Annotated in this window: 21 protein-coding genes; 11 read left to right on the top strand and 10 right to left on the bottom strand. The window is 70.8% G+C overall.

What is annotated here, in order from left to right; translation table 11 throughout:
• Nucleotides 1-38 precede the first annotated feature (38 nt).
• From FIF60_RS06535 to FIF60_RS06520, 4 genes are all read left to right on the top strand, one after another.
• Nucleotides 39-404, top strand: coding sequence for a hypothetical protein (locus tag FIF60_RS06535; RefSeq protein WP_144185069.1), 366 nt, complete (start codon nucleotides 39-41; stop codon nucleotides 402-404).
• Between the two features lie 84 nt (nucleotides 405-488).
• Complete coding sequence (locus FIF60_RS06530) at nucleotides 489-995, top strand: (2Fe-2S)-binding protein (RefSeq protein WP_144185067.1); 507 nt, start codon at nucleotides 489-491, stop codon at nucleotides 993-995.
• A gap of 54 nt (nucleotides 996-1,049) precedes the next feature.
• Complete coding sequence (locus FIF60_RS06525) at nucleotides 1,050-3,431, top strand: xanthine dehydrogenase family protein molybdopterin-binding subunit (protein WP_144185065.1); 2,382 nt, start codon at nucleotides 1,050-1,052, stop codon at nucleotides 3,429-3,431.
• A 15-nt stretch (nucleotides 3,432-3,446) separates the two neighbouring features.
• Nucleotides 3,447-4,244, top strand: coding sequence for an FAD binding domain-containing protein (locus FIF60_RS06520; RefSeq protein WP_144185063.1), 798 nt, complete (start codon nucleotides 3,447-3,449; stop codon nucleotides 4,242-4,244).
• 6 nt (nucleotides 4,245-4,250) lie between these two features.
• On the opposite strand, the gene FIF60_RS06515 is transcribed toward FIF60_RS06520, so the two are convergent.
• The 6 genes from FIF60_RS06515 to FIF60_RS06490 all read right to left on the bottom strand — a co-directional run bounded on the left by FIF60_RS06515 (nucleotide 4,251) and on the right by FIF60_RS06490 (nucleotide 9,834).
• Nucleotides 4,251-5,360, bottom strand: coding sequence for an alpha/beta fold hydrolase (locus FIF60_RS06515; RefSeq protein ID WP_144185061.1), 1,110 nt, complete (start codon nucleotides 5,358-5,360; stop codon nucleotides 4,251-4,253).
• A 74-nt stretch (nucleotides 5,361-5,434) separates the two neighbouring features.
• Nucleotides 5,435-5,920 (bottom strand): CinA family protein, encoded by a 486-nt coding sequence (locus FIF60_RS06510; RefSeq protein ID WP_144185059.1) that lies wholly within the window; start codon nucleotides 5,918-5,920, stop codon nucleotides 5,435-5,437.
• Nucleotides 5,917-6,372, bottom strand: coding sequence for a phosphatidylglycerophosphatase A family protein (locus tag FIF60_RS06505; RefSeq protein ID WP_144185057.1), 456 nt, complete (start codon nucleotides 6,370-6,372; stop codon nucleotides 5,917-5,919). Before FIF60_RS06505 ends, FIF60_RS06510 begins: the two co-directional genes overlap by 4 nt.
• On the bottom strand, nucleotides 6,369-7,142 hold the full coding sequence (locus FIF60_RS06500) for an alpha/beta fold hydrolase (RefSeq protein WP_158639094.1): 774 nt from the start codon (nucleotides 7,140-7,142) through the stop codon (nucleotides 6,369-6,371). The genes FIF60_RS06505 and FIF60_RS06500 overlap by 4 nt, the downstream gene beginning before the upstream one ends.
• A gap of 92 nt (nucleotides 7,143-7,234) precedes the next feature.
• The gene (locus FIF60_RS06495) at nucleotides 7,235-7,939 is read right to left on the bottom strand and encodes a haloacid dehalogenase type II (RefSeq protein WP_158639093.1); all 705 of its coding nucleotides are present in this window, start codon (nucleotides 7,937-7,939) and stop codon (nucleotides 7,235-7,237) included.
• The gene (locus tag FIF60_RS06490; protein WP_144185051.1) at nucleotides 7,936-9,834 is read right to left on the bottom strand and encodes a lytic transglycosylase domain-containing protein; all 1,899 of its coding nucleotides are present in this window, start codon (nucleotides 9,832-9,834) and stop codon (nucleotides 7,936-7,938) included. The genes FIF60_RS06495 and FIF60_RS06490 overlap by 4 nt, the downstream gene beginning before the upstream one ends.
• Nucleotides 9,835-10,036: 202 nt before the next feature.
• Between FIF60_RS06490 and dapA the strand changes: the two genes are divergently transcribed.
• The gene (gene dapA / locus FIF60_RS06485; protein WP_144185049.1) at nucleotides 10,037-10,915 is read left to right on the top strand and encodes a 4-hydroxy-tetrahydrodipicolinate synthase; all 879 of its coding nucleotides are present in this window, start codon (nucleotides 10,037-10,039) and stop codon (nucleotides 10,913-10,915) included.
• A 10-nt stretch (nucleotides 10,916-10,925) separates the two neighbouring features.
• Nucleotides 10,926-11,408 (top strand): SsrA-binding protein SmpB, encoded by a 483-nt coding sequence (gene smpB / locus FIF60_RS06480; RefSeq protein ID WP_204251125.1) that lies wholly within the window; start codon nucleotides 10,926-10,928, stop codon nucleotides 11,406-11,408.
• Between the two features lie 7 nt (nucleotides 11,409-11,415).
• On the opposite strand, the gene FIF60_RS06475 is transcribed toward smpB, so the two are convergent.
• Nucleotides 11,416-13,035, bottom strand: a complete 1,620-nt coding sequence (locus FIF60_RS06475; protein ID WP_456305141.1) for an acyl-CoA synthetase — start codon at nucleotides 13,033-13,035, stop codon at nucleotides 11,416-11,418.
• A 59-nt stretch (nucleotides 13,036-13,094) separates the two neighbouring features.
• On the opposite strand from FIF60_RS06475, the gene FIF60_RS06470 reads away from it, so the two are divergent.
• A complete protein-coding gene (locus FIF60_RS06470; protein WP_204251124.1) occupies nucleotides 13,095-13,664 on the top strand; it encodes a glutathione peroxidase in 570 nt (189 codons plus the stop codon).
• On the opposite strand, the gene FIF60_RS06465 is transcribed toward FIF60_RS06470, so the two are convergent.
• From FIF60_RS06465 to FIF60_RS06455, 3 genes are all read right to left on the bottom strand, one after another.
• Entirely contained in the window at nucleotides 13,656-14,864 is a 1,209-nt protein-coding gene (locus FIF60_RS06465; RefSeq protein WP_144185046.1) for a multidrug effflux MFS transporter, read from the bottom strand. The two genes, FIF60_RS06470 and FIF60_RS06465, sit on opposite strands and share 9 nt — an antisense overlap.
• Nucleotides 14,851-15,465: a uracil-DNA glycosylase gene (locus FIF60_RS06460; protein ID WP_456305142.1), complete on the bottom strand. Its 615-nt coding sequence runs from the start codon at nucleotides 15,463-15,465 to the stop codon at nucleotides 14,851-14,853. Before FIF60_RS06460 ends, FIF60_RS06465 begins: the two co-directional genes overlap by 14 nt.
• 62 nt (nucleotides 15,466-15,527) lie before the next feature.
• Nucleotides 15,528-16,226: a LabA-like NYN domain-containing protein gene (locus tag FIF60_RS06455; protein WP_144185041.1), complete on the bottom strand. Its 699-nt coding sequence runs from the start codon at nucleotides 16,224-16,226 to the stop codon at nucleotides 15,528-15,530.
• A gap of 127 nt (nucleotides 16,227-16,353) precedes the next feature.
• Between FIF60_RS06455 and folK the strand changes: the two genes are divergently transcribed.
• The 4 genes from folK (at nucleotide 16,354) to FIF60_RS06435 (ending at nucleotide 20,402) form a co-directional block, all read left to right on the top strand.
• Entirely contained in the window at nucleotides 16,354-16,872 is a 519-nt protein-coding gene (gene folK / locus FIF60_RS06450) for a 2-amino-4-hydroxy-6-hydroxymethyldihydropteridine diphosphokinase (protein ID WP_144185039.1), read from the top strand.
• A gap of 85 nt (nucleotides 16,873-16,957) precedes the next feature.
• Nucleotides 16,958-17,353 (top strand): DNA-directed RNA polymerase subunit omega, encoded by a 396-nt coding sequence (rpoZ, locus tag FIF60_RS06445; RefSeq protein WP_144185038.1) that lies wholly within the window; start codon nucleotides 16,958-16,960, stop codon nucleotides 17,351-17,353.
• 81 nt (nucleotides 17,354-17,434) lie between these two features.
• The gene (locus FIF60_RS06440) at nucleotides 17,435-19,645 is read left to right on the top strand and encodes a RelA/SpoT family protein (protein WP_144185036.1); all 2,211 of its coding nucleotides are present in this window, start codon (nucleotides 17,435-17,437) and stop codon (nucleotides 19,643-19,645) included.
• Nucleotides 19,646-19,658: 13 nt separating this feature from the next.
• Entirely contained in the window at nucleotides 19,659-20,402 is a 744-nt protein-coding gene (locus FIF60_RS06435) for a pyridoxine 5'-phosphate synthase (protein ID WP_144185034.1), read from the top strand.
• Nucleotides 20,403-20,409: the final 7 nt, after the last annotated feature.

Below are 20,409 nucleotides of genomic sequence, written 5' to 3'. Positions count from 1 at the left end.
GGCGGCCTGCCCGGCACGAAGAGGCCGGACGGAGGGTCGTGACCGGTCCGGAACGGCACGAGGACGGGCCGGCGGCGAGCCCGACGGCTAGAGCGAACTCCGGGGCAGGGATGGGGGCAGCGAGCGCGACGGGCGCGGACGGCCGCCTCGTCCGGCTCTGGCGTTTCCTGTTCTGGGCGTGGCAGGGCCTGAGCCTCTTCGTGCTCGCCTGCCTCGGCCTCGCCCTGCTTGCCGAGAGCCTGTTCTGGAACGACATCGCGGCCTTCCTCGGCGCCATCGGCATCATGGCGGTGCTCGTCATCCTTCCCGCCTGGGTGCCGGTGACGCTGATGCTCGGCGGCGCCTGGCTGCTCGCGCGTGCCTGGTCGCGTCGGCGTTCGCCGGATGCGCGCAGGGGTGCTTGACGCGCACGCTCCCGTCCCCCGACACTCCCGCCCGGAACGGACCCGCCGCGAAGCCGCGGCGTCAATTGCATGGGGAGAGAGCGCATGCCTCGGGTGTCGCTGACCGTGAACGGCAAGCCTGTTTCTGCTGAGGTCGAGGACCGCACGCTGCTCGTCGAGCTCCTGCGCGAGACGCTCCGGCTCACCGGCACCCATGTCGGCTGCGACACGAGCCAGTGCGGCGCCTGCGTGGTGCATGTGAACGGCGACAGCATAAAGAGCTGCACCCTGCTCGCCCGCCAGGCCGAGGGCGCTGAGGTCGTGACGATCGAGGGCCTCGCCGCGGCGGACGGCACGCTCCACCCGATGCAGGAAGCGTTCCGCGAGTACCACGCGCTGCAGTGCGGCTTCTGCACGCCGGGCATGGTGATGAGCGCGATCGACCTCGTGAAGAAGAACCCGCAGGGACTCTCCGAACAGGAGATCCGCGAGGGGCTCGAGGGCAATCTCTGCCGCTGCACCGGCTACCACAACATCGTCAAGGCGATCGACGCGGCGCAGCAGGTGATGCACGGCAAGGTGAAGGAGCTGCCGCGCGCGGCGGCGGAATAGCCTCGCGTACGCAACGAACGACAAGAACCGACGCCACAAGGCGGGGAGACGACCATGGGATTCGAGGGCATCGGTGCTTCCGTGAAGCGGCGCGAAGACCTCCGCTTCCTTTCCGGCCGCGGCAACTACACCGACGACATCAATCGCCCCGGCCAGCTGCATGCGGTGATCGTGCGAAGCCCGCACCCGCATGCGCGCATCACCGCGATCGACACCGCGGCGGCGAGGGCCGCGCCGGGCGTCGCGGCGGTGTTCGTCGGCGAGGACATGGCGGCGGAGAACATCGGCGGTCTTCCCTGCGGCTGGCAGGTGAAGAACAAGGACGGCTCGCCCATGGCCGAGCCCCCGCACCCGGTGCTCGCGATCGGCAAGGTCCGCCACGTGGGTGACCCCGTTGCCGTGGTGATCGCCGAGACCAAGGCGCAGGCGCGCGACGCGGCCGAGCTCGTCTCCGTCACCTACGAGGAGCTGAAGGGCGCGCCGACGCTCGAGGCTGCGCTGAAGCCCGGCGCTCCGGCCGTGCATGACGATGTGCCCGGCAATGTCTGCTACGACTGGCACCTCGGCGACAAGGACGCGACGGATGCCGCCTTCGCCGGTGCGCACAAGGTCGCCAGGCTCGAGCTCGTCAACAACCGCCTGATCCCGAACGCGATGGAGCCGCGCGCCGCGGTCGGCGAGTACGACACGATGTCGGGCGAGTACACGCTCTACACGACGAGCCAGAACCCGCACGTCATCCGCCTCTTGATGGGCGCCTTCGTCCTGCACATCCCCGAGCACAAGCTGCGCGTCGTCGCGCCCGATGTCGGCGGCGGGTTCGGGTCGAAGATCTACCATTACGCCGAGGAAGCGATCGTCACCTGGGCCTCGGCAAAGGTGAAGCGCCCGGTGAAGTGGACGGCTGAGCGTACCGAGAGCTTCATGTCGGACGCACATGGGCGCGACCATGTCACCGTCGCCGAGATGGCGATGGACGCGAACGGCAAGTTCCTCGGTCTACGGGTGAGGACGCTCGCCAACATGGGCGCCTATCTCTCGACCTTCGCGCCCTGCGTGCCGACCTACCTTTACGCCACGCTGCTCGCCGGCACCTACACCACGCCCGCGATCTATGCCGAGGTGAAGGCGGTGTTCACCAACTCCGTTCCGGTCGATGCCTATCGCGGCGCGGGTCGGCCGGAGGCGACGTTCCTGCTCGAGCGGCTGGTCGACCAGTGCGCGATCGAGATGGGTCTCGACCGCGTGGAGATCCGCAAGCGCAACTTCATTCCCTCCTCGGCCTTCCCCTACCAGACGCCCGTCGCGCTGCAGTACGACAGCGGCGACTATGGAGCGACGCTCGAGGCCTGCCTGAAGGCGGCGGACTGGGCCGGGTTCGAGGCGCGCCGCGCCGAGGCGAAGGCGCGCGGCAAGCTTCGCGGCATCGGCATCTCCACCTATCTCGAGGCGTGCGGCATCGCGCCCTCGGCGGTCGTCGGCTCGCTCGGCGCCCGCGCGGGGCTCTACGAGGTCGCCAACATCCGTGTGAACCCGACCGGCTCGATCACGGTGTTCACCGGAACGCACAGCCACGGCCAGGGACATGAGACGACCTTCGCCCAGCTGATGGCCGACAAGTTCGGCATCCCGATGGACCAGATCGAGATCGTGCACGGCGACACCGCGCGCATCCCGTTCGGCATGGGCACCTATGGCAGCCGGAGCCTCGCCGTCGGCGGCTCGGCGATGGTCAAGGCAGCAGACAAGATCATCGCCAAGGGCAAGAAGATCGCTGCCCACCTGCTCGAGGCCGATGCGGCCGACATCGAGTTCAAGGACGGCAGGTTCCAGGTCGCCGGAACAGACCGCGCCAAGGCCCTCGCTGAGATCAGCCTCACCGCCTACGTGCCGCATAACTACCCGATCGAGGAGCTCGAGCCCGGCCTCGAGGAGACGGCGTTCTACGACCCCAAGAACTTCACCTTCCCGGGCGGCTGCCACATCGCGGAGGTCGAGATCGACCCCGACACGGGGGTGACGCATGTCGTGAACTTCACGGCGGTGGACGATGTCGGCCGCGTCATCAACCCGATGATCGTGGAAGGCCAGATCCAGGGCGGCGTGGCGCAGGGCATCGGCCAGGCGCTGCTGGAGACCTGCGTGTACGACGAGGACGGCCAGCTCATCTCCGGCTCGATGATGGACTACACGATGCCGCGGGCCGATGACCTGCCCAACATCTCCGTCGGCACCGCCATCACGCTCTGCACCCACAACCCGCTCGGGGTGAAGGGCTGCGGCGAGGTCGGCGCGATCGGCTCGCCGCCCGCAGTGATCGGCGCGGTGGTCGATGCGCTGAAGGACCATGGCGTTCGCCATATCGACATGCCCGCCACGCCGCAGAAGGTGTGGGGCATCATCAATGCAAACCGGCCCCGCATGGCGGCCGAGTAGCGGAAGGGGACAGCGATGTACGAGTTCACCTATCACCGCCCGGGTTCGATCGCGGATGCCGTGAAGCTTCTTGCCGGCGACCCTGACGCACGCCCGATGTCCGGCGGCATGACGCTGATCCCGACGCTGAAGCAGCGCCTCGCGCGCCCCACCTCGGTGGTCGACCTCTCCGGCATTGCCGAGCTCAAGGGCATCACCGTCTCTGGCGGTACGGTGAAGATCGGCGGGATGACCACGCATGCCGCGGTGGCGACCTCGGCCGAGGTGCAGAAGGCCATCCCCGCGCTCGCCAAGCTCGCCGCGCATATCGGCGACAACCAGGTGCGCAACCGCGGAACGATCGGCGGTTCCGTCGCCAACCACGACCCGGCTGCGGATTATCCCGGCGCGCTTCTCGGGCTCGGTGCGACGGTGCACACCGACAAGCGCACCATCGCCGCCGATGACTTCTTCACCGGGATGTTCTCGACCGCTCTGAACCCCGGCGAGATCGTCACCGCCGTGTCCTTCCCCGTGCCGGAGAAGGCGGCCTACGCCAAGTTCCCCAACCCGGCCTCGCGCTACGCCATGGTTGGCGTGTTCGTCGCCAAGGGACCTTCCGGCGTGCGCGTGGCCGTGACGGGCGCGGGCGCGGACGGCGCTTTCCGCCACAAGGCGATGGAGGAGGCGCTTGCGACGAAATGGTCTGCCTCCGCGCTCGAGGGCATCACCACGCCGCAGGACACGCTGAACGGCGACATCCATGCCTCGAAGGAGTATCGCGCCCACCTGATCGGCGTGATGGCCAGGCGCGCCCTCGCCGCCGCGGGCTGAGGCGGCTCAGCCGCTCCGGCGCGGCACCGTCGCGAGCCATTCGCCGAGTTCGCGCGCGTAGAGGCGGGCATTGCCGGTCGTGGCATGCCCGGTCGTCTCGCCGCTCGCGGGGATGAGCAGCAGGCGCGCGTTCGGGATGCGCTTCATCGCCGCGTCCTTCAGCCCCGTCTCGGGCGGGTTGCGCTCGTCGTCTGCGGCGTTGATGGCGAGCACGTGCGCGGTGATGCGCTCGAGCCTGGGCGATGGGTCGTAGTCGCGCGAGCTGTCCCACTGGTAGAGGTAGTCGTTCGCATCCGCGTTGAAGGGTGCGGCCATGCGCTGCTCGAGGATGCGGTTCGCGGCCTCCGTCGTCGGTGCGTTCCTCTGCCAGGCGAGCGTGCCGCCATTCGTTCCGATGCCGTAGAACACGGCGACGAACCGCGCCATCGGCGGCTGGCTCGTATAGTCGCCGCCCATGTAGGCCGGATCGTTGCGGATGCCGTCGACGATCATCCGACGCATCAGCCAGTTGCGGCTCGCCATCGCGGTTGGCTGCGAGGCCATGGGCACGAGCGCATCGGCGAAATCGGGGTAGGTGACGCCCCAAACCCAGGCATGCATTCCCCCCATCGAGTTGCCGATGATGAGGCGGACGCGGCGAAGCCCCAGCCCCTCGCTGAGCAAGCGGTACTGGGCCTGCACCATGTCGTCGTAGTTGTAGCGGGGAAAGCGTGCGCGCAGCCCGTCCGAGGGCTTGGCCGAGCGGCCGGCACCCAGCGCATCGGGCAGGATGATGAAGTGCTTCGCGGCGTCGAGCGGCTGGCCGGGGCCGAAGAGCTGGCCGGCGAAGCCAGGGCTCAGCATGCCGGCGCCGGAGCCTGCGGTTCCGTGCAGGACGACCACCGGCTCGCCGGACGGGTCGCCGATGGTGCGGTAGTGAAGCCGCAGCTCGGGCATCACCTCGCCGGTGTGGAAACGGAAGTCCCGCGCCACCCAGCTCGCCTCGCGCGGCTCAGGAAAGTTGCGCTGCGGCTGGCCCTGGGCGCGCGCCTCGCGCCCGAGCGCAAGCGCCCCGAGCCCGCTCGCCCCAAGCCGCAGCACGGCGCGGCGCCCCGCGCCGATGGTGCCCGTCGTCATGGCCGTTTCCTCCTGGTGTCGTTCCGCCGACAGTACGGTGCCCTACGGCTCCGCGACAACCCGGTCCGACGCGCTCAGCCCGCCAGCGTCCGCGCCAGCCGGAACGCCACGGCGATGCTGGCATTGCGGATCGCCGCACGGTCGCCGCCGAAGACATGGCGCTCGACGAGGAGCGTGCCGCCCCGCCGCGCCGCGCCGATGAACACGAGGCCGACGGGCTTCGTGGCCGTTGCGCCGCCCGGGCCTGCGATGCCTGTGACCGATAGCGCGATGTCGGCGCGCGAACGGGCGAGCGTGCCGTCCGCCATCGCGCGGGCGACCTCCTCGCTCACAGCGCCCGCCATGGCGAGGCTCTCGTCCGTCACGCCGAGCATCTCGCGCTTGGCCTCGTTCGAGTAGGTGACGAAGCCGCGGTCGACCACGTCGGAGGAGCCGGCGATGGCGGTGAGCGTTCCGGCGACGAGCCCCCCCGTGCAGCTTTCCGCCGTCGCGAGCATCAGCTTCCGCGACCGAAGCAGCGCGAGCAGGCTTTCCGCCTCGGCAAGCAGGGCAGGCGTCATGGCAGCACCTCCGGGGCGAGAAGGCGAAGCAGGATCAGCGCGAGCGCGGCAAGCGCGCCGGCGAGCATGTCGTCGAGCATGATGCCTGTCGCGCCGACCTGGCGGTCGGCCCAGGACACGGGCCAGGGCTTGGCGATGTCGAACAGGCGGAACAGCAGGAAGGCGAAGAGGATGCCCGCCAGCGACACAGCTCCGAGGCCCGCGAGCGCGAGCCACTGCCCGGCCGCCTCGTCGACGACGATCCAGCCCGCATCGGCCTGCTGCGCCTCGTCAGGCAGGACGGAGACCGCGCGCCAGCCGAGCCAGCAGAGCGCGAGCGCGGCTGCGGCGACGAGCAGCGGCCCGCCGAGCGCGAGAAGCATCGCACCCGGGGCGAGCGCGACGAGGCTCGCCCAGGTCCCCGGGCCGTAGGGGAGGCGGCCGACGCCCCAGAGCGCGGCGAGGCCCGTCACAGCTGCGCCTCGAGGAACGCGTCGACCGCGGGCGCGATCTCGGGTTCGGAGAGATGCGGCGCATGGCCCACGCCGGGAAGCTCGATCAAGGCGAGGGACGGGAAGCGCCTCTGCATCTCCGTAGCCGTCCCGGCAGAGAGGACGTCGCTCGCCCCGCCGCGCACGAGCATCGCCGGCATGCGCGCGAGCGGGGCGAACAGCGCCCAGAGATCGCCCTCGATTGGCCGCTCGAGAACGCGGACGATCCGCGTGTCCCAGTTCGCGCGCCAGGTGCCGGAGCCGTCCTCGGCGAAGGTCAGGAGCGCCATCTCGCGCCACTCCTCCTCCGTGCGCAGCGACAGCCACGGCAGCGCGCCGCGCAGGAACGCGACGGCGGCCTCGAGGCTCGGCTGGCGATGCTCGGCGCCGACGAAGCCGCGCACGAAGTCCAGCCCGCCGGTCTCGAACACCGGCCCCGCGTCGTTCAGCAGCGCAGCCGTCACGAGCCGGCGGCGAACGGTCGCGAGCCCCATCGCCAGCACCGCGCCCAGCGAGGTGCCGACGGCGACGACGCGGCGGAGCCTGAGCGCCGAGCAGACATCGACCACGTCCTTCAGCACCCGCTCGGGAAGGTAGCGGCGCCAGAGGAGCGCGCGGTCGGAACTGCCGCGTCCGGGATAGTCGAGGGAGACGACGAGGCGGCGTGGCGCGTGGCGGCGGGCGAGGCGGTCGAAATCCCCCGCGGTGCGCACCAGGCCCGGAAGGCAGAGAAGGGGCGTGCGATCGGTCATCGCCCCCCACGTCATGACGGAAACCGAAAGCCCGCCGCGAACCCTGATGCGCCGCGTCTCGCCACCCGGGCGAGGGGTGACGGCATGCTCTCTCACGCCACCTTCTGGCCCGGCTCGAGCAGCTCGGGCAGAGCGAGAAGGCTGTTGATCTCGGCCGCGGGCGGTGCCCAGGCGAACTCCGCCATCGCCTTCGAGCGATTGAGCCAGATCGCCCGCATGCCGGCGAGCGCCGCACCCGCGACGTCCCACGCATGGGCGGAGACATAGGCGATCTCGGCCGGCGCGACACCAAAGCGCGCGGGCGCGAGCTGGTAGACGGCAGGGCTCGGCTTGAACACGCCCGTCGGCTCGGCGGAGAGAAGCGCGTCGAACAGTCCGAACAGCTCGCCTGCCTTGGCCGTCGCCGTCGCCATCATCGCCGAGGCGTTGGTGAGCAGGGCGACGGGACGCGCGCGGTTGCCCGCGAGCGCGGTGAGCGCGGGCTTGGCGTCGGCGAAGGGCGGGGCCTGCAAGAGCCCCTGCATCAGCCGCGCGCGGAGCAGCCTGTCATGCCCGAAGCCGAGCGCGCCCATCGCATGGTCGAGCGCCTCGCCGGTGATCTGCCAGAGCTCGGTCCGTCGCCCCGTTGCGGTGGCGATCCAGGCATACTCGAACCGCTTGGCCTGCCACAGCGCGGCGAGCGCCTCGCCCCGTCCATCCAGCGACTCGGCCGCGGCGAGAACGGCAGCGGTGCTGTCGAACACCGTGCCGTGCCCGGCAAGCACCACGGCGCGCACGGGCCCGAGCGCCTGGCTCACTGGCGTGCCGCCGCGAGGCTGCGCACGGGGTGCCGCGCGGAGGCCTCCGCCGTGCTGCCGCGTGCGCGATAGACCGTCACGCTCTCGATCACACGCATCACGTAGTTCCGCGTCTCCGAGAAGGGGATCAGCTCGATCCAGTCGATCGGGTCGACGCTGCCGGTGCGCGGGTCGCCGTTCGCGTCGAGCCACTGGCGAACACGATGCGCCCCCGCATTGTAGGCGGCAAGGGCGAGGGGCACGGCGCCGTCGAACTCGTCGAGCCGCTTGGCGAGATAGGCCGTGCCGAGGCGCATGTTCGACTGCGGGTCATGCAGCCGGTTGGCGAGGGCGGGTTCCTTGAGCTCGCGCGCCATCGCCCGCGCCGTGCCGGGCATCAGCTGCATCAGCCCGCGTGCGCCGGCCGGGCTCACCGCGCCCACCTCGAAATTGCTCTCCTGCCGCATCAACGCGAGCGCGACGGCGCGCTCGATCCCGGGCGGCGGCTCGACGGGGATCGGCCAGCCTGCATCCGGCAGCACCGTTCCCGTCGTCGCCATCACGCGGCGGGCGAGCCACACGCCCGTCTCCGCCTGGCCGAGCACGACGGCAAGCGAGCCGACGAGGCCGCGGTCGACCGGGTCCGGCGCGATCTCTGCCATGCGGAGGAGAACGATCCGCGCCCGGCGCTGGTCGCCGACCGAGACGAGGATGCGCGCGGCCTCCGCAAGCTCGCGTCCGGCGAAGGCCGCGACATGGCCCGGCTCTGCCGCGGGGGGAAGCGTGCCAGCGATGCGAAGCGCGAGCTCCGCCTCGCTCTCTCCGGAGGCGAGCGCTGCGAGCTGGCCGTAGTAGGTGAACGGGTGATCTGCCGCGGCACGATAGGCGGCCTGCGCCTCCTCCGGCCGCTGCAGGGCGGCGAGCGCGCGGCCGCGCCAGTAGGAGCCGCGCGCGACCGAGATGGGCGCGACCGCGGCACGCTCGAGAGCGGTGAAATGGGTGAGCGCGCGGGCCGGGTCTCCACGCCTGCGGAGGCTGATCCAGCCCGCGACGAACTCTGCCTCGAGATAGGCCTCCTGCGGCGCGGCGGGCAGGCCGTGTGCTGCGGCAAGGTCGCGCGCGCGGGCGTCCTCGCCCCGGCGCAGGAGGCGGCGGATGAGGATCTGCCGCTCTGCCCAGAACTGCGGCAGCCGCTCCACGCCGGCAGCCGATTGCGCGGCCGCCGCATGCGTGGCCCAGAGGCGGAGCGATTCGTCGTCGCGCTCCTGCCTGCGCAGGCTGCGGGCGCGCTCGAGGAAGACGAGCGGGTCGCGCAGCGCCTCCTCCATCTGGACGAGATCGCCTTCCGAGCCCTCGAGTGCAGTGAGGCGTGCGCGTGCGGCCACCTGACGGCCGGTGGGCAGCAGGGTCAGCAGCCGCTGCGCGCCTGCCTCCTCGCGCGCCCAGGTCAGCCTGTCGAATCGCGCCCAATGATCCTCCGCGCGGATTGCGCTGCCGTAGCGCTCGAGGAAGGCCTGCTCATCGGCCGCGTCGGCGCGCATCGCCACCCAGGCCTCGCGCCGAAGCCGCGTCGCTGCCGCGCGGTCGGTCGTCTCCACCGCCTCGGCGAGCCGCAGCTTGCCGGATGCCGTTGCGGGAGGGCGCCGGGAGAAGAAGCGGCGGAAGGCTGCATCGTCGAGAAGCTGGGCGTGCAGGTCCTCCGCCCGTCGCGTGAGCGTGACCTGCATTGGCCAATCGGGATTCTCGGAGACGAAGCGGGCGATCTCGCCTGCGCTCGCGGGGCCCCAGACGAGGCGGAGCCACTGCGCGACCTTAGCGGGCACAGCCTGGGTACAGCGCGCAGGCTCGGCCCAGCGACCCTCTGATGCCGCGGTGACGACGGCACGGCAGGCAGTGTCGAGTGAGTGCGCCCGCACGGCCTGCTGGGCATGCGCGGCGGGCGAAGCAACCGCCAGTAGCAATGCCCCAAGACTCGTGACGATCCATGCTGGCATGCCGCCCTTGTATGGCCTTGGGGTGCCTCTTGTCACGGATCGCCTCAGGCGCGAGTGTGCCCGGGAGTTGGGCCAGGGTCGCGGGCGTGGCGCGGTGCGCGCGCCGCCCGCCAGGGAGAGAGCCATGCTGAAGGGATCGCTCGTCGCGCTGATCACGCCGATGCGCCAGGACGGCGCGCTCGACGAGAAGGCGTTCCAGGACTTCGTCGACTGGCAGGTGCGGCAGGGCACGCATGGCCTCGTCCCGGTCGGAACGACAGGCGAGAGCCCGACGCTGTCGCATGCCGAGCACAAGCGGGTGGTCGAGCTCTGCATCGAGGCCGCGGGCAGGCGCGTTCCCGTCGTCGCCGGCACGGGCTCGAACTCGACCGACGAGGCGATCGACTTCACCCGGCACGCCAAGGCCGCCGGCGCCGACGCCGCCCTGGTCGTGACGCCCTACTACAATCGCCCGACGCAGGAGGGGCTCTATCTCCATTTCAAGGCAATCGCCGAAGCCGTTGATCTTCCGGTGATCATCTACAACATTCCGGGCCGGTCTGCCGTAGACATGACCGTCGAGACGATGGCGCGGCTCGCCAAGCTGCCGAACATCCTCGGCGTGAAGGATGCGACCGCGAACCTCGCCCGCCCGCTGCACCAGAAGAGCGCCTGCGGGCCCGATTTCGTTCAGCTCTCCGGCGAGGACCATACGGCAGTGGCGTTCCTTGCCTCCGGCGGCGTCGGCTGCATCTCCGTGACCGCGAATGTCGCGCCAAGGCTCTGCGCCGACATGCACGAGGCGTGGGAGCGAGGCGAGACGGCCGCGGCGATGGCGATCCAGGAGCGGCTGCTTCCCGTGCACGACGCGATGTTCTGCGAAACCTCGCCCGGCCCGGTGAAGTATGCCGCGCATCTTCTCGGCCATTGCGAGGAGACGTGCCGGCTGCCGCTCGCGCCCGTGTCCGAGGCGAACAAGGGCCGCGTGCGCTCGGCCCTCGTCCAGGCCGGGCTGCTCAACTGATGGAGTTCCGGTGGCAGAGCCACGCAAGAAGGGCCTGATCTCGCACGGCGTCGCGGCGCAGAACCGCAAGGCGCGCCACGACTACACGATCAAGCAGACGCTCGAGGCAGGCATCGTGCTCAAGGGCCCGGAGGTGAAGAGCCTCCGCCACGGCCGCGCGACGCTGACCGAAGCCTGGGCGGGCGAGCGCGACGGAGAGCTCTGGCTGTTCAACGCCTACATCCCCGAGTACCAGGCCGGCGTGCTCTCGCGCTTCGAGCCGCGCTCGCCGCGCAAGCTGCTGGTGCACCGGAAGCAGATGCGCGAGCTGTTCGGCGCGATCGCGCGCGAGGGCTCGACGATCGTTCCGCTCGAGATCGCCTTCAACGAGAAGGGCCGGGCGAAGGTGCTGCTCGGCGTCGCCGTCGGCCGCAAGAAGGCGGACAAGCGCGAGGCGATCAAGCAGCGCGACTGGCAGCGCGAGAAAGCGCGGCTTTTGCGCGCGCGGGGCTGAGCAGGCTTCAGCCGCGCTCGCTTTCCCTCAGCGCCTTGCGCATCACCTTGCCCGTCGCTGTCATCGGCAGCGCGTCGAGGAACGCGATCTCGCGCGGGTACTCGTGCGCGGCGAGCCGCGTGCGGACGAAGTGCTGGATCTCGGCCGCAAGCGCCTCGCCCGGCGCATGGCCGGGGCGGAGCACGAGGAAGGCCTTCACCCGCTCGGTGCGCACCGGGTCGGGCACGCCGATGACGGCGGCGAGCGCGACGGCGGGGTGGCGCGTCAGGCACTCCTCGACCTCGCCCGGGCCTATGCGGTAGCCGGCGGAGGTGATCACGTCGTCGTCGCGGCCGACGAAGAACAGGTTGCCCTGCTCGTCCTGCCGGCCCTGATCGCCGGTCACAAGCCACGCGCCGCGGAACTTCGCCGCGGCCGCCTCCGGGTTGTTCCAGTAGCCGAGCATCATCACGGGGTCCGGGCGGCGCACGGCGATGTCGCCGAGCGTGCCGTGCGGGAGCGCCTCGCCCTCCGGCCCGATCACGGCGACCTGGTGGCCCGGCACGGCGCGGCCCATCGAGCCAGGCGCGGGAGGGAAGAGGTCGGCGCAGTTGGCGACGAGAAGGTTGGCTTCCGTCTGGCCATAGAACTCGTTGATGGTGAGGCCGAAGGTCGCGCGGCCCCAGTCGAGAAGCGCCTCCCCCAGCGTCTCCCCGCCCGAGGCGAGGCTGCGGAGCGTGAGCCCGGGTGGTGGCTTCGCCGCACGCAGAAGCCTGAGCGCCGTCGCGGGCATGAACACGTTGCGCACCCCGGCGCGCGCCATCAGCGCGTAGGCGGCATCCGCGTCGAACTTGGCGAAGCGTCGCGCGAGAACGGGCACGCCGTGGAACAGGCTCGGCAGGAGGACGTCGAGAAGCCCGCCGATCCAGGCCCAGTCGGCCGGCGTCCAGAACAGGTCGCCGTCCTGCGGGAAGAAGCGGTGCGGCAGCTCCACGCCGGGAAGGTGGCCGAGCAGGACACGGTGTGCATGCAGCGCGCCCTTCGGCTGCCCGGTGGTGCCCGAGGTGTAGATGATCAGCGCCGGATCATCGGCGGCGGTGTCGGCCGTGGCGAAGCTGTCGGACGCGCGGGAGGCGAGCGCGGGCAGGTCCTCCGCGCCGTCCGCTGCGCCGTCGGCCGAGAGGACGCAGCGGAGATCAGGAAGCAAGGCGCGCAGCGGCGCGAGCAGGGCCGCGCCCGCACGGTCGGTGATGACGGCCGCCGCGCCGCTGTCTGCGAGCCGGAACGACACGGCATCGGGGCCGAAAAGGGTGAAGAGCGGCACGGCGATCGCACCCAGCCGGTAGGCGGCGAGGTGGGCTGCAGCCGTCTCTGGCCGCTGGGGCAGGAGGATGGCGACACGGTCGCCGCGCCGCACCCCTCGGGCTGCGAGCACGTTGGCGATCTTGCACGACAGCGCCTTCAGCCTGTCGAAGGACCAGCGCTCTTCGCGCCCGTCCTCGGCGATGGCGATCAGCGCGGTGCGGCCCGAGCCGTCGGCCCAGGCGTCGATCGCGGCGGCGATGTTGAACCGCGCCGGCACGCGCCAGCGGAAGCGCCCGGCGAGTGCCTCGTACGTCTCCTCCCGCGCGAGCATCCGCCGCGTCATGCCTCCCTTGTAGCTGTCGAATAGCTGCGCATCTATGGCCGGGACGTGGAGAGATCGCGATGGTGGACCAGGTGAGACGAAGCCTCGGCATGTTTGCCGCCCTTGGCGCAGCGCTCGCGCCCTTCCGCCCCGATCCGGCCGCGGCGGCCGCCTCGGTCGCGTGGGACTTCACCTTCGAGAGCATCGAGGGCGAACCGCTTCCGCTGTCGGAGTTCCGCGGGAAGGTGCTGCTCGTCGTCAACACCGCCTCGTTCTGCGGCTTCACCAACCAGTATGCCGGGCTTCGCACCCTGCACGAGACCTACGGCCCGCGCGGCTTCTCGGTGATCGGCGTCCCGTCCGGCGATTTCCGGCAGGAGAAGGCGACGAACGAGGAGGTGAAGACCTTCTGCGAGGTGGAGTTCGGCATCGAGTTCCCGCTCGCTGCGATCACCCGCGTGACGGGGCGCGAGGCGCATCCGTTCTACCGCTGGGCCGCCAACGCTGCTTCGCCGCCGCGCTGGAACTTCCACAAGTACCTCGTCGCGCGGGACGGGCGCATTGCCGGCTCCTGGGGTGCCTCGACGGCGCCGGAGAGCAGCACGATCCGCCGCGCGATCGAGCAGGCGCTCGCCGCCCCCTCAGCCTGAGCGGGACGGCTCCTCCGGAAGGCTGAGCACGAGGGCGAAGGCGGCGGAGCCCGAGAGCGCGATCCCGAGCGCCATCGCCCAGCCTTGCTCGTCGAGAACGCTGCCGAGGGCGAGGCCGGCGAGGGCCGCGAGGCTCCATTGCAGGCAGCCGAGCAGGGCAGAGGCCCGGCCCGCCATCGCCGGGAAGGGCGCGATCGCCCCGGCCTGGGCGTTCGGCTGGACCACGGCAAAGCCGACCATGTAGAGGATCAGCGGAAGCGCGACGGTCGCGAGGCTCGGCCCGGCGAACGCGAGCGAGAGAGGCCCTGCCCAGCCGCAGACGAGGCACCAGGCGGAGCCCACCTGCATCATCCGCCGCGGCGAGATTCGCCCGGCAAGCCGGCGCACCAGAAGGCTTCCTGCGAGATACCCGCCGACGGCCGAGGCGAAGACGAGCCCGTACGCGCCCGGTCCGATGCCGAGGCCGCGCTGGATGACGTGCGAGCTGCCGGAGATGAAGCAGAACAGGCCCGTGTAGCTCGCCGTCGCCACCAGCGCGTGACGGAGGAACCACCGGTCGGCGACCAGCCCGCCATAGGCGCGCCGGAGCGAGGCGGGGTCGAGGGCGGCGCGGTCGAGCGCAGGCGCGGTCTCGGCGAGCCGCCGGGTTGCGGCGACGCTCACCAGGATTGAGACGAGGCCGAGCAGCACGAAGGTCGCGCGCCAGCCCGACAGGGCGGTGACGGCCCCGCCGAGCACGGGCCCGATGGCGGGGGCGAGCGACATCAGCCCAGCCATGGTGGCGAACACCGCCGGCGCACGCTCCGGCGGCACGGTGTCGCGGACGACGGCACGCGCGACGACGGGACCGGCGCAGGCGCCGATGGCCTGGACGAGCCTGGCGAGCACGAGCAGCCCCAACGTCGGCGCGACGGCGCAGGCGGCGGTTCCGGCGAGGAACAGGCCGAGCCCCCAGAGCATGGCCGGGCGCCTGCCGAACCGGTCTGCCATCGGTCCGTAGACCAGCTGGCTCGGAGCGAAGGCGAGAAGGAAGCCCGACAGCGTCCACTGGACCCCCGCTGCGTCGGTTCCGAAGGCGTCGGCAATCGCTGGCAGGGCAGGGAGGTAGAGGTCAGTCGAGAGCGGTCCGAGCGAGATCAGCGCAGCGAGCAGCCACACCGGTGGCACGGACGGGCGGGAGGACGCGTCAGCGTTTCTCATGCAGGATAGGAATGATCTGCTCGAATACGTTGAAGAACATCGATTCAGTCAATCGGCCGGTATTGGTGTTGTAGCGGCTGCAATGATAGCTGTCGGCCAGCACGAGCCCAGGGGCGAGCGTGTGGAGCGCGGCGTGGGCGAAGCGGTGCGCCGACAGCCTCTGCCCCAGCGCGCGCAGCACCGCACCATGCGCGATCGCCCCGAGGGCGAGGACCACCCTAAGGCCCGGCATCGCGCCAATCTCGTCGGCGAGGAACCGGCTGCAGGTGGCGATCTCTGCCGGGGTTGGCTTGTTCTCTGGCGGCACGCAGCGCACCGCGTTGCAGATGCGCGCCCCCGTCAGCACCAGCCCGTCATCGGCCCGCTCGTCATACGTGCCTGAGGCGAGGCCGAACCGCAGCAGCGCGGCGTAGAGGAGATCGCCCGCCCAATCGCCGGTGAAGGGCCGCCCCGTCCGGTTCGCGCCCCGCAGGCCCGGTGCGAGCCCGACGATGAGGAGGGGCGCGCCGAGCGGGCCGAAGGAGGGAACGGGCGCGTTGTGCCAGGGGCCTTCCGGGTCGGCCGCGAACCGGCGACGATTGTCGTCGCGGAACGCGGCCAGGCGCGCGCAGAGCCGGCAATCCGGCTCAGGCGGCGAGGGAAGGCCGGTCAGGTGGTGACCGGTCAGGTGTTGCCGGTTTCGGGAAGGCCGCGCCAGGGCGCGTCCGGCGTCGGCCGCGGCGTACCGCCGACCGTCTCGACCGTGAACGTCCGGCCGGTGGCGGCGACGCCCTCGCCGCGGTCGCGTCCGAGCGAGGGGGCTGCCTCGCGCGGCGCGTCACGGTCGCGCGGGGGTACGATGCGGCGGGTGAACTCGCCCATGATGTCGGCAAGATCGACGAACTGGTCTGCCTGGCGGCGAAGCTCGTCGGCGATCAGCACGGGCTGGGTCTTGATCGTCGAGACCACGGTCACGCGCACGCCCTTCCTCTGCACGGCCTCGATCAGCCGGCGGAAGTCGCCGTCTCCGGAGAACAGGACGATGTGCTCCACATGCGGGGCCATCTCGAGCATGTCGATCGCAAGCTCGATGTCCATGTTGCCCTTCACGCGGCGGCGCCCGGTGGAATCGGTGAACTCCTTCGCCGGTTTCGTCACCACCGAGTAGCCGTTGTAGCCGAGCCAATCGACCAGGGGCTTCAGCGGCGTGTACTCCTCGGTCTCCAGCACGGCGGTGTAGTAGAACAGGCGAACGACATACGCCTTGTTCTTGAAGTACGCATGCAGTGACTTGTAGTCGACGTCGAACCCGAGGGTGCGTGAGGCAGAATAGAGGTTCGCGCCATCGATGAAGACGGCGACTCGCTCTTTTTCGTGGAACATTGACAACTCCTCACCCGGCAATGGTCATGCCGTGCAACTGAATGGTACACCCGCTGGGTCAACGGCGCCGAATCCCGTCAACAGATGACGTAGGCCAGCTAACCGCATCGTGTCCGAAAGATGAAGAGTGATCCTCATAGCCCTCGGCGGAAATCTTCGCACCCCTGACGGATCGGCGCCAGCCGAGACGATCCAACGCGCCTTCGACGCCCTCGTTGCACTGCCAGGCATAACGGGCGGAACGCTGTCCGGGCTGTGGGACAGCGCGCCCGTGCCTGCCTCCGACCAGCCGCGCTACGTCAACGCCGTCTGCCGCCTCGAGGGGCGGGCCGACCCCTCGATCCTGCTCGCGGCGCTGCACGGCATCGAGTCGCGGTTCGGCCGGGTGAGGGGGGAGCGCAATGCCCCGCGCACGCTCGACATCGACCTGCTCGACCTCGATGGCATCGTCCGCGACGACAAGGCCCCCATCCTGCCGCACCCCCGGCTCGCCGGCCGGGCCTTCGTGCTTATGCCGCTCACGGAGGTCGCCCCCGGCTGGCGCCATCCGGTGAGCGGCGAGACGGTCGAGGCGATGATCCATGCCCTGCCGGAGGCGGACCGGGCGGAGTGCCGACCCCTCGGGCAGGCTCCGGGCGAGGCCTGACGGCGCGCTGGCGCTTGATTGCCGCGCCGCAGCACGCTATTTCATCTGATCCGCCCCATGGGGTCATTACCGGAGGGTCGAGCGCATGGCGCGCGTCACCGTGGAAGACTGCGTCGAGAGGATCCCGAACCGCTTCGAGCTCGTGATGCTCGCCGCCCAGCGCGCGCGCAACATCAGCCGCGGCGAGGCACTGACGCTCGAGCGCGACAACGACAAGAACCCCGTCGTCGCCCTGCGTGAGATCGCCGACGAGACGGTCCCGCTCGACGGGCTCCAGGCCGACCTGATCAAGAGCCTGCAGCGCGTGCCCGAGCCCGAGCCTTCGTCGGAGGAGGTCATGGACCTGTTGCCGACCGAGAGCAACATCTTCGCCGGCATGGACATCTCCCCCGAGGAGGTTGCGGCGGAGGAGGCCGGCGGCGATGCCGGACCCGAGGACGACATCGAGGCCGCGATCGCCCGCGAACTCGGCGGCGGCTGAGCGGGCCGCGGATGACAGAGGGGCAGGGCGGCCGAAGCGCAGGCCCTGCCGCCACGCGGGCGGCCCGATCCCGGTGCGCCGATGCCTGACGGGTCCGCCGCCCAGGTCGATGCGATGCGGGCGGATCTCGTCGCCCAGGTCCGCACCTACGACCCCAAGGCCGACGGCGACATCATCTCCCGCGCCTACGATTTCGCCGAGAAGGCGCACGCGAAGCAGACGCGCGACAACGGCGACCCCTACTTCACCCACCCCGTCGAGGTCGCCCAGATCCTGACGGGCTACCGCGTCGACACGAACTCCATCGTCACCGCGCTCCTGCACGACGTGGTGGAGGACACCCCCGTCACGCTCGCAGACATCGAGAAGGGCTTCGGGCGCGATGTCGCCCGCCTCGTCGATGGCGTGACCAAGCTCACCCGGCTCGAGCTCCAGTCCGACCGCACCAAGCAGGCGGAGAACTTCCGCAAGCTCGTGCTGGCGATGAGCGAGGACATCCGCGTCCTGCTCGTGAAGCTCGCAGACCGTCTGCACAACATGCGCACGCTGCGTTTCGTGCGCGAGGAGAGCCGCCGCAGGCGGATCGCCGCCGAGACGCTCGAGATCTATGCCCCGCTCGCCGAGCGCATCGGCATGGATGCGGTCAAGACCGAGCTCGAGAACCTCGCCTTCCGCGAGCTCCAGCCAGACGCCTGCGCCTCCATCCTCGCGCGCATCGCCTTCCTGCGCGGCGAAGGCGCGGACGTGATCGACCGCGTGACGGAGGACCTCAAGCGTCTTCTCGCAGAGCACGGCATCCGCGCGGAGATCACCGGCCGGGAGAAAAGCCCCTACTCGATCTGGCTCAAGATGCACCGGCGCAACGTCGCCTTCGAGCAGCTCTCCGACATCATGGCGTTCCGCGTCGTCGTCGGAACGGTCGACGAGTGCTACCGCGCGCTCGGCATCGTGCATGCCGCGTTCCGCGTCGTGCCGGGGCGGTTCAAGGACTACATCTCGACGCCGAAGCCGAACGGCTACCGCTCGCTCCACACCGGCGTGATCCTTGCCGAGAGCAGCCAGAAGATCGAGGTGCAGATCCGCACCCGCGAGATGCACGATATCGCCGAGTACGGCGTCGCCGCGCACTGGTCGTACAAGGACGGAACGCCGCCGGGGGCGGAGGCGCCGAAACAGTATCGCTGGCTTCGCTCGCTTCTCGAGATCCTCGAGCAGGCCTCGGGTCCGGAGGAGTTCCTCGAGCACACCAAGCTCGAGATGTTCCAGGACCAGGTGTTCTGCTTCACGCCGAAGGGCGACCTGATCACCCTGCCGCGCGGCGCGACGCCGGTCGACTTCGCCTATGCGGTGCATTCCGAGGTGGGCGACACCTGCGTCGGCGCCAAGGTGAACGGGCGGATCGTTCCGCTGAAGACCGAGCTCTCCAACGGCGACCAGGTCGAGATCGTCACCGCGCGCGGGCACACGCCGAACCCGGCCTGGGAGCGCTTCGTCGTCTCGGGCAAGGCAAGGGCGCGCATCCGCCGCTTCGTCCATGCCCAGGCGCGGGCGCAGAATGTCGAGGCCGGTCGCGCTGCCCTCGTGAAGGCGTTCCGCCAGGAAGGCGTCGAAGGTGGTGCCGCCGTGCTCGAGGGCGTGCTGAAGGCACTGAAGCAGCCTTCGGTCGAGGATCTCCAGGCGGCCGTCGGCTCCGGTGCCCTCGGGCCGCGCGAGGTGGTGCTCGCCGCCTACCCCGAGCTCCGCCCCACGCCGCGCCCTTCCTCGCTCGTGATGCCGCTCGCGCGCGGCCGCGCCAAGCCGGCCGGACCGACGCCCGGTGCACCTGGCCGCGACGGCCGCGCGGCGATGCCGATCTCGGGCCTCGTCGCGGGCATGTCGATCCACTTCGCCGGCTGCTGCCACCCGCTTCCGGGCGACCCGATCGTCGGCATCGTCACCACGGGCAAGGGGGTGACGATCCACACGCGCGACTGCCCAACGCTCGAGAGCTTCGCGGCCACCCCGGAGCGCTTCCTCGATGTCGGCTGGGACAGCGATGGTGGGCTCGCGCAGCGCCACACAGGCCGGCTGGCGGTGGTGACGACCAACGAACCTGGCTCGCTCGCGACGCTGACGAACGTGATCGCCAAGCGCGAGGGCAACATCGTCAATCTGAAGATCGTGAACCGCACGCCCGAGTTCTTCGAGATGCTCGTCGACCTCGACGTGCGCGACCTTCGCCATCTCGGCGACATCATCGCCGCGCTGCGCGCGAGCCAGCACATCACGAGCGTCGAGCGCGCGCGCGCCTGAGAGGAGTGAGGCAATGCAGGGCAAGCTTCGCCTTGGCGTGAACATCGACCATGTGGCGACGATCCGGAACGCCCGCGGCGGCGATGCGCCAGACCCGGTCCGCGCTGCCCTGCTCGCGGTCGAGGCCGGGGCGGACGGGATCACCGCGCATCTGCGCGAGGACCGCCGCCACATCCGCGACGGCGACATGGAGCGGCTGATGGCCGCGCTCCAGGTGCCGCTGAACTTCGAGATGGCGGCGACCGCGGAGATGGCCGCGATCGCGACGCGGCTGCGCCCGCATGCCGCCTGCCTCGTTCCCGAGAAGCGCGAGGAGCGCACGACGGAGGGCGGGCTCGACGTCGCGGGCAACATTCCCGCGCTCAAGGACTATGTCGCGCGGCTCGCCGAGGCCGGCATGCGGGTGAGCCTCTTCGTCGAGGCCGATCCGCGCCAGCTCGACGCCGCGCGCGCGGTCGGCGCCCCGGTGGTCGAGCTTCACACGGGTACCTATTGCGAGCACGAGGGCGAGGCGCGGGCGCGCGAGCTTGCCCGCCTCGCCGCCGCCGCGCGCCACGGCGCCTCGATCGGCCTCGAGGTGCATGCCGGGCACGGCCTCGGCTTCGAGACGGTCGGGCCCGTCGCGGCGATCGCCGAGCTGATGGAGCTGAACATCGGGCACTTCCTGATCGGCGAGGCGGTTTTCCTCGGCCTCGGCCCCGCGATCCGCCGCATGCGCGCGCTGATGGACGAGGCCCGCGCCCGGAAGGCAGCCTGACGGAGGC

Source organism: Elioraea rosea, from assembly GCF_007644105.1.
Lineage (GTDB): Bacteria > Pseudomonadota > Alphaproteobacteria > Acetobacterales > Acetobacteraceae > Elioraea_A > Elioraea_A rosea.
Note: the sequence above shows the minus strand (reverse complement) of the source record. Positions and strands in the feature narration are given on the sequence as shown.